This window comes from Blautia sp. AF14-40, assembly GCF_003479665.1.
GTDB classification, from domain to species: Bacteria; Bacillota; Clostridia; order Lachnospirales; family Lachnospiraceae; genus Fusicatenibacter; species Fusicatenibacter saccharivorans.
This window is the reverse complement of the sequence record NZ_QUHK01000021.1, coordinates 57486-64300: the sequence shown is the minus strand read 5'-3', so window position 1 is coordinate 64300 and position 6815 is coordinate 57486. Positions and strand designations below refer to the sequence as shown.

Annotated in this window: 6 protein-coding genes and 1 pseudogene; all 7 read left to right on the top strand. The window is 51.6% G+C overall.

The features are described from left to right. The coding region (locus tag DWW13_RS13885; RefSeq protein WP_118720370.1) for a recombinase zinc beta ribbon domain-containing protein at nt 1-750 on the top strand (750 nt) is incomplete at its 5' end. 90 nt (nt 751-840) lie between these two features. After that, nucleotides 841-927, top strand: a pseudogene (locus tag DWW13_RS13880) (Maff2 family mobile element protein); the annotation flags it as partial. A 69-nt stretch (nt 928-996) separates the two neighbouring features. After that, nucleotides 997-1866, top strand: a complete 870-nt coding sequence (locus DWW13_RS13875; protein WP_004797480.1) for a VirB6/TrbL-like conjugal transfer protein, CD1112 family — start codon at nt 997-999, stop codon at nt 1864-1866. 20 nt (nt 1867-1886) lie between these two features. Further along, a complete protein-coding gene (locus tag DWW13_RS13870; protein WP_025487368.1) occupies nt 1887-2342 on the top strand; it encodes a PrgI family protein in 456 nt (151 codons plus the stop codon). Beyond that, nucleotides 2299-4698: a VirB4-like conjugal transfer ATPase, CD1110 family gene (locus DWW13_RS13865; RefSeq protein WP_118720368.1), complete on the top strand. Its 2400-nt coding sequence runs from the start codon at nt 2299-2301 to the stop codon at nt 4696-4698. The genes DWW13_RS13870 and DWW13_RS13865 overlap by 44 nt, the downstream gene beginning before the upstream one ends. Further along, on the top strand, nt 4698-5078 hold the full coding sequence (locus DWW13_RS13860; RefSeq protein WP_118720366.1) for a DUF3851 domain-containing protein: 381 nt from the start codon (nt 4698-4700) through the stop codon (nt 5076-5078). The genes DWW13_RS13865 and DWW13_RS13860 overlap by 1 nt, the downstream gene beginning before the upstream one ends. Beyond that, nucleotides 5071-6807, top strand: coding sequence for a CHAP domain-containing protein (locus tag DWW13_RS13855; protein WP_118720364.1), 1737 nt, complete (start codon nt 5071-5073; stop codon nt 6805-6807). Before DWW13_RS13860 ends, DWW13_RS13855 begins: the two co-directional genes overlap by 8 nt. Nucleotides 6808-6815: the final 8 nt, after the last annotated feature.

The following is a 6815-nucleotide window of genomic DNA, read 5'->3' as shown; positions in this document are numbered from 1 at the left end:
GACCGCATGAGCTTTGACATTGTGCAGAACAAGCTGAAATCCCGCCAGCGTCCGGGGCAGACTAATGAAATCAGCCTGTTTGCCGGACTGTTAAAATGCGGCGAGTGTGGGAAGTCGCTGACGGTACGCTACACAAACGCAAAACATCCCCAGCGGATTTATTCCTGCAAGACCTACAATGCCTTTGGAAAGAACCACTGCACCCAGCACCGGATTGACTATGACACCCTTTACAGCCATGTGCTGCGGAAAATCCGGGAATGTGCCAGAGCTGCCCTGATGGACGGGGAAGCGGTTGCTGACCGCCTGACCAATACCTGTGAAGCCGAGCAGCGGGAACAGCGGGAAGCAATGGAACGCTCCCTTACAAGGGACGAGGAACGGATTGAGGTTCTGGACAAAATGGTCATGCGGCTTTATGAGGATATGATTGCAGGGCGTATCAGTGAGCAGAATTTCAACACCATGCTGGAAAAGACACAGACCGAGCAGACGGAGCTTAAAGCAAAAGTGTCCGAGGGCAGAAAGCGGCTGTCCGATGAAGTCCAGCTTGCCAATGACGCAAAACAATGGGTGGACGCCATTCAGGAATACGCCAACATCACAGAGCTGGACGCAGCCACCCTCAACCGCTTAATCAAAGAAATCGTCGTGCATGAGCGCATTGACGAAGATAAAACAAGACACATTTCTATCGAAATTCATTTTAATCTCAAACCCATCCCGGAGGTGGAACAGGTCACTGCCTGACCTGTCCCGCCGGGACGGTTCTCTTAACAACACCATATAGATTTTTTGTACGCCGCCGCCCGCCATCGAGCAGAGTTTTACACCTAATTGGGGATAAAACAGCTCATGGCCGGTGCTGGTGTAGCCGTAGTCGGCATGGTCCTTGTACCTCTGCTCTCCGGGCTTTTCTCTGTCTAAGCGTCTCCGTATGAAATCCTTGCCGCTCCCGCAGCTTTGCGGGGGCGGCGGAAAGGAGGTTGACACCGTATGGATTTCTTACTTGAAGCCCTGACAAATTGGCTGAAAGAAATGCTGGTGGGCGGTATTATGAGCAACCTTTCGGGGATGTTTGACAGTGTAAATCAGCAGGTCGCGGATATATCCGTACAGGTAGGCCAGACCCCACAGGGATGGAATGGCAGTATTTTCAGCATGATTGAGAATCTGTCCAACTCCATCATGGTGCCGATTGCAGGTGTGATTCTGGCTATCGTGATGACCGTAGACCTGATCCAGATGATTGCAGACAAGAACAACCTGCATGATGTGGATACCTGGATGATTTTCAAGTGGGTGTTCAAATCAGCTGCCGCCATCCTCATTGTCACAAACACATGGAATATCGTGATGGGCGTCTTTGATATGGCGCAGAGCGTAGTGGCGCAGGCGGCAGGGATTATCAATTCGGATGCGTCCATTGACATTTCCTCAGTTATGACCGATCTGGAACCGAGGCTGATGGAAATGGATCTGGGACCGCTGTTCGGACTGTGGTTCCAATCCCTCTTTATTGGCATTACTATGTGGGCGTTATATATCTGTATCTTTATCGTTATTTATGGCCGTATGATCGAAATCTACCTTGTGACTTCGGTGGCTCCCGTTCCAATGGCTGCAATGATGGGTAAAGAATGGGGCGGTATGGGACAGAATTACCTCCGATCCCTGCTGGCGCTGGGCTTTCAGGCGTTTCTCATTATCGTCTGCGTGGCAATTTATGCTGTGCTGGTGCAGAACATCGCTCTGGAAGATGACATCATCATGGCAATCTGGAGCTGCGTGGGCTACACCGTACTGCTGTGCTTTACACTATTCAAAACTGGCAGTCTCGCCAAATCAGTCTTTCAGGCGCACTAAAACGGAAGGAGGTTTCCACATTGGCTTATGTACCCGTACCCAAGGACTTAACAAAAGTCAAAACAAAGGTCATGTTCAATCTGACCAAGCGGCAGCTTATCTGCTTCACGGGCGGAGCGCTTATTGGCGTACCGCTTTTCTTTTTGCTCAGAAAACCTACCGGAAACAGTGTAGCGGCTATGTGTATGATGCTGGTTATGCTGCCATTCTTTATGATGGCTATGTACGAAAAGCATGGACAGCCCCTGGAAAAGATCGTGGGCAACATTCTCAAAGTAGCTGTGATCCGTCCCAAGCAGCGTCCCTACCAGACCAATAACTTTTATGCCGTATTAAAGCGGCAGGAAATGCTCGATAAGGAGGTGTATGACATTGTTCACCGCAATAAAAAAATGGCTGCATCGGATGTTCGGGAAAACCGAGGAAAAAACTGTGCAGCCGGTAAAGACAAAGAAAAAGCTGTCCCGCGCCGATAAGAAGCAGATCGAAGCGGCCATTGTCCGCGCCAACCGCACGGACAAAAAAGGAAAATCTGCGCAGGACAGTATCCCTTATGAACGGATGTGGCCGGACGGAATCTGCCGCATATCGGACAGCCACTACACAAAGACCATTCAGTTTCAGGACATCAACTATCAGCTCTCCCAAAACGAAGATAAGACGGCAATCTTTGAGGGTTGGTGTGATTTCCTCAATTATTTTGACAGCTCGATTCATTTCCAGCTGTCTTTTTTGAACCTTGCGGCATCGGAGGAGACCTTTGCTAACTCCATTTCCATCCCGCCCCAGAGGGATGCCTTTGACAGTATCCGCGAGGAATACACCACAATGCTGCAAAATCAGCTGGCCAGAGGTAACAACGGTCTCATCAAGACCAAATACCTGACTTTTGGTATCGACGCAGACAGCATCAAAGCTGCCAAGCCCCGTCTGGAGCGTATTGAGACCGATATACTTAATAACTTCAAGCGTCTTGGTGTAGCTGCCAGAACGCTGGACGGTAAAGAAAGGCTTTCTCAGCTTCATGCAGTATTCCACATGGACGAACAGCTCCCATTTCAGTTTGAATGGGACTGGCTGGCCCCTTCCGGTCTGTCCACAAAGGATTTTATTGCACCAAGCTCCTTTGAGTTCTGCACCGGCAAGCAGTTCCGTATGGGCAAGAAATACGGGGCTGTTTCTTTTTTGCAGATTCTCGCACCGGAGCTGAATGACCGTCTGCTGGCTGATTTTCTGGATATGGAAAGCTCGCTCATTGTGAGTATGCACATTCAGTCGGTGGATCAGGTGAAAGCCATCAAAACGGTAAAGCGCAAGATTACCGACCTTGACCGCAGTAAGATTGAGGAACAGAAAAAAGCAGTCCGCGCCGGATATGACATGGACATCATTCCCTCTGACCTTGCCACATACGGCAGTGAAGCGAAAAAACTCTTGCAGGATTTGCAGAGCCGCAACGAGAGAATGTTCCTTTTGACCTTTCTGGTGCTGAACACAGCGGACAATCCCCGTCAGCTTGGCAACAACATTTTCCAGGCAGGCTCCATTGCCCAGAAGTATAACTGTCAGCTGACCAGGCTGGACTTCCAGCAAGAAGAAGGGCTGATGAGCTGTCTGCCCCTGGGACTCAATCAGATCGAGATCCAGCGAGGACTGACCACCAGTTCTACGGCCATCTTTGTACCGTTCACCACACAGGAATTATTCCAGAACGGCAAAGAAGCTCTGTACTACGGCATCAACGCCCTGTCCAACAATCTCATCATGGTGGATCGAAAGCTGCTGAAAAACCCCAACGGCTTGATTTTGGGTACGCCGGGTTCCGGTAAGTCCTTCAGCGCAAAACGAGAAATCGCAAACTGCTTTTTGCTTACCAGTGATGATGTTATCATTTGTGACCCGGAAGCGGAGTATGCACCTCTGGTGGAGCGTCTGCATGGGCAGGTCATCAAGATCTCGCCTACCTCCACCAACTACATCAATCCGATGGACCTGAACCTGGACTACTCGGATGATGAAAGCCCGCTGTCCCTCAAGTCTGATTTTATCCTCAGCTTATGTGAGCTGATTGTGGGCGGTAAGGAGGGCTTGCAGCCGGTGCAGAAAACCATCATCGACCGCTGTGTGCGTCTGGTCTATCAGACTTACCTCAATGACCCGCGCCCGGAGAATATGCCCATACTGGAGGACCTATATAACCTGCTTCGGGGACAGGAGGAAAAGGAAGCCCAGTATATCGCTACGGCCCTTGAAATCTATGTAACGGGTTCTTTGAATGTGTTCAACCACCAGAGCAATGTGGACATCAACAACCGCATTGTCTGCTATGACATCAAGGAACTGGGCAAGCAGCTCAAGAAAATCGGTATGCTGGTGGTGCAGGACCAGGTGTGGAACCGCGTTACCATTAACCGCGCTGCCCACAAGTCCACCCGCTACTACATCGACGAGATGCACCTGCTTTTGAAGGAGGAACAGACCGCCGCCTATACGGTGGAAATCTGGAAGCGATTCAGAAAATGGGGCGGTATTCCGACAGGTATTACTCAGAATGTCAAAGACCTTTTGAGCAGCCGCGAGGTAGAGAACATCTTTGAAAACTCGGACTTCGTGTATATGCTCAACCAGGCAGGCGGAGACCGTCAGATTTTGGCGAAGCAACTGGGGATTTCCACGCACCAGCTTAGCTATGTGACACACTCCGGTGAGGGCGAGGGCCTGCTGTTCTATGGCTCCACGATCCTGCCGTTTGTAGACCACTTCCCGAAGAACACCGAACTTTACCGCATTATGACCACCAAACCCCAGGAACTGAAAAAGGAGGATGAGTAATGATGAATCCCAACATTTTGAATCAAAATCCGCTGATGTTTTTTGACAGGGCGGTAAATGCCCAGCGCAGCCAGCTGCTTACGGTCATGGCCGATGCGGTAAGTGAGTGCCGCACGGCGGCAGATCAGGCAGCCGAACTGAATGAGACCGGTCAGGTGGGGCTTCTCCGTCTGGCAGAGGTCTGGAGCGCCATTCGTGCTAAAGAAGGTATGGGCGGCCTGATTCTGGAAGGAACAGAGGCGAAGATCCTGTCCGATGTGGTGGCACAGTTTTATGCCTATCTGTCCGGCTGTATGTTCAACGATCCTGTGGGAATGGCCATTTATGCAGAGCTGCACTACATGATGTCCTCCCTCATGCTGGGAGAATGGTTTGAATAAAGAGCCGCGCCTGCGCTTTACTGATGAGGAACGGTCTGATCCTGCACTGGAAAAGCCGATCCGTAAAGCGGAGAAAGCTGCGGCCAGAGCAGATAAGGCGCAGGCCAATATCCCAAAGAAAAAGGTCAGGCAGACGGTCATTGGCCCGGATATCGGAAAAAAGACCTCGAAGCTGACCTTTGAGGACAAGAAAAAGCCACCTTCCAAAGTTTCTCAAGGAGTCAGGGAAGCTCCCGTCCATCTGGTCGCAGGCAAGCTCCACAAAGAGATCCGGGAAACAGAGCAGGACAATGTAGGCGTGGAAAGCGCCCATAAGTCCGAGGAAGCGGTGGAGACCGGCGCTTATCTGGTGCGGGAGGGCTATCGCAGCCACAAGCTGAAGCCGTACCGCAAAGCAGCCCAGGCAGAGCGTCAACTGGAAAAGGCAAATGTAAATGTTCTGTACCAGAAATCTTTGCAGGAAAATCCCCAGTTTGCCAGCAACCCTCTTTCCCGCTGGCAGCAAAAGCAGGCCATCAAAAAGCAGTATGCCGCCGCCAAACACGCCGGTCAGACTGCCGGAAATACCGCCCAGGCTGCATCCAAAACCGGAAAAGCCGCAAGGACGGTAAAAGAAAAGGTACAGCAGGCAGGGGCATTCGTCATGCGCCACAAGAAGGGTTTCCTGATGGCAGGGGTTTTGTTCCTCATTACCTGTATGCTGATGAATACCATGTCCTCCTGCTCCATGATGGCGCAGAGCATCGGTTCCGTTCTCTCCGGCACCACCTATCCGTCGGATGACCCGGAAATGCTGGCGGTGGAGGCAGATTATGCAGCCAGAGAAGCCCAGTTGCAGGAGGAAATCGACAACATTGAAAGCAGTCACCCAGGGTATGACGAGTATCGCTATGACCTTGGTATGATCGGCCATGACCCTCATGAGCTGGCAGCATTTCTCTCTGCCGTCTTGCAAGGCTACACCCGGCAGAGCGCTCAGGCAGAGCTGGCGCGTGTGTTTGCAGCACAGTATCAGCTGACGCTTACTGAGGAAGTGGAGATCCGCTACCGCACGGAGACCTCAACCGACCCAGAGACCGGCGAGACCACCTCAGAGGAAGTTCCCTATGAGTATTACATTTTGAATGTGAAACTCGCCAGCAAGCCCATTTCCGCTGTGGTGTCGGAACTTCTGACCCCGGAGCAGATGAAAATGTATCAGGTTTACCGGCAGACCATGGGCAATAAGCCGCTGTTGTTTGGCGGCGGCTCCCCTGATACCAGCGGCTCGGAAGATCTGTCCGGTGTGCAGTTCATTAACGGTACCCGCCCCGGCAATCCTCAGCTGGTGGAACTGGCCAAGCGTCAGGTGGGCAATGTGGGCGGTTATCCCTACTGGAGCTGGTACGGCTTTGACTCCCGTGTGGAATGGTGCGCCTGCTTCGTATCCTGGTGCTATAACCAGGCAGGAAAAAGTGAACCGCGCTTTGCAGGCTGTGAGTGGCAGGGCGTTCCGTGGTTCCAGTCTCATGGACAGTGGGGCGCAAGAGGCTATAACAATCTGGCTCCCGGAGATGCAATTTTCTTTGACTGGGATTTGGATGGGACAGCAGACCATGTAGGTATCGTGATCGGTACGGATGGCAGCCGTGTTTATACCGTGGAGGGAAATTCCGGCGATGCCTGCAAGATTAAAAGTTATGACCTGAATTATCAAAGCATTAAGGGCTACGGCCTGATGAACTGGTAACAGAGATT